Source organism: Empedobacter brevis, from assembly GCF_965118635.1.
In the GTDB taxonomy this organism is placed as follows: Bacteria; Bacteroidota; Bacteroidia; order Flavobacteriales; family Weeksellaceae; genus Empedobacter; species Empedobacter brevis_A.
In genome coordinates this window covers 1-1,696 of the sequence record NZ_CBCPHV010000030.1, presented here as the reverse complement: position 1 = coordinate 1,696, position 1,696 = coordinate 1, and the positions used below count along the sequence as shown (strand labels likewise).

At 47.2% G+C, this 1,696-nt stretch carries 1 rRNA gene; it reads left to right on the top strand.

Going from position 1 to position 1,696, the window contains the following annotated elements:
- The first annotated feature begins 148 nt into the window (after nt 1-148).
- Nucleotides 149-1,667: ribosomal RNA gene (locus ACMHJW_RS14610) — 16S ribosomal RNA — on the top strand.
- The last annotated feature ends 29 nt before the right edge of the window (nt 1,668-1,696 follow it).

The window sequence follows — 1,696 nt, the reverse complement described above, 5'->3', positions numbered from 1 at the left end:
TTTGCTTAAGATGAGAAGTTCATTTGAAATTATAAAATAAACAGAAGAAAAAATAGCCGAATAAAACGAAGTCAATCCTTGAATAATGGAGCTATAGGAAATTCGAAGTTGTAAAAAACAGAAGCTAACGCTTCAAACGAAATTATTTACAATGGAGAGTTTGATCCTGGCTCAGGATGAACGCTAGCGGGAGGCCTAACACATGCAAGCCGAGGGGTATGATTCTTTCGGGAATTTGAGACCGGCGCACGGGTGCGTAACGCGTATGCAACTTGCCTTACTGAAAAGGATAGCCCTTCGAAAGGAGGATTAATACTTTATAATAGATTTAATGGCATCATTAGATTTTGAAAGATTTATCGCAGTGAGATAGGCATGCGTAAGATTAGTTAGTTGGAGAGGTAACGGCTCACCAAGACGATGATCTTTAGGGGGCCTGAGAGGGTGAACCCCCACACTGGTACTGAGACACGGACCAGACTCCTACGGGAGGCAGCAGTGAGGAATATTGGACAATGGGTGGAAGCCTGATCCAGCCATCCCGCGTGTAGGATGACGGCCTTATGGGTTGTAAACTACTTTTATCTGGGGATAAACCTACTTACGTGTAAGTAGCTGAAGGTACCAGAAGAATAAGCACCGGCTAACTCCGTGCCAGCAGCCGCGGTAATACGGAGGGTGCAAGCGTTATCCGGATTTATTGGGTTTAAAGGGTCCGTAGGCGGATTAATCAGTCAGTGGTGAAATCTCATAGCTTAACTATGAAACTGCCATTGATACTGTTAGTCTTGAGTGATGTTGAAGTGGCTGGAATGTGTAGTGTAGCGGTGAAATGCTTAGATATTACGCAGAACACCAATTGCGAAGGCAGGTCACTAAGTATCAACTGACGCTGATGGACGAAAGCGTGGGGAGCGAACAGGATTAGATACCCTGGTAGTCCACGCCGTAAACGATGGATACTTGCTGTTGGGGTTTCGGCTTCAGTGGCTAAGCGAAAGTTATAAGTATCCCACCTGGGGAGTACGTTCGCAAGAATGAAACTCAAAGGAATTGACGGGGGCCCGCACAAGCGGTGGAGCATGTGGTTTAATTCGATGATACGCGAGGAACCTTACCAAGGCTTAAATGCAATTTGACAGATCTAGAAATAGATTTTTCTTCGGACAGACTGCAAGGTGCTGCATGGCTGTCGTCAGCTCGTGCCGTGAGGTGTTAGGTTAAGTCCTGCAACGAGCGCAACCCCTATCATTAGTTGCCAGCGTTTAAAGACGGGGACTCTAATGAGACTGCCGGTGCAAACCGCGAGGAAGGTGGGGACGACGTCAAGTCATCACGGCCCTTACGTCTTGGGCTACACACGTGCTACAATGGTAAGTACAGAGGGCAGCTACTTGGCAACAAGATGCGAATCTCGAAAACTTATCTCAGTTCGGATTGGAGTCTGCAACTCGACTCTATGAAGCTGGAATCGCTAGTAATCGCATATCAGCCATGATGCGGTGAATACGTTCCCGGGCCTTGTACACACCGCCCGTCAAGCCATGGAAGCTGGGGGTACCTGAAGTCGGTGACCGTAAAAGGAGCTGCCTAGGGTAAAACTGGTAACTAGGGCTAAGTCGTAACAAGGTAGCCGTACCGGAAGGTGCGGCTGGAACATCTCATATTTAGAGAACGACGAATTTTCTTCTATTGT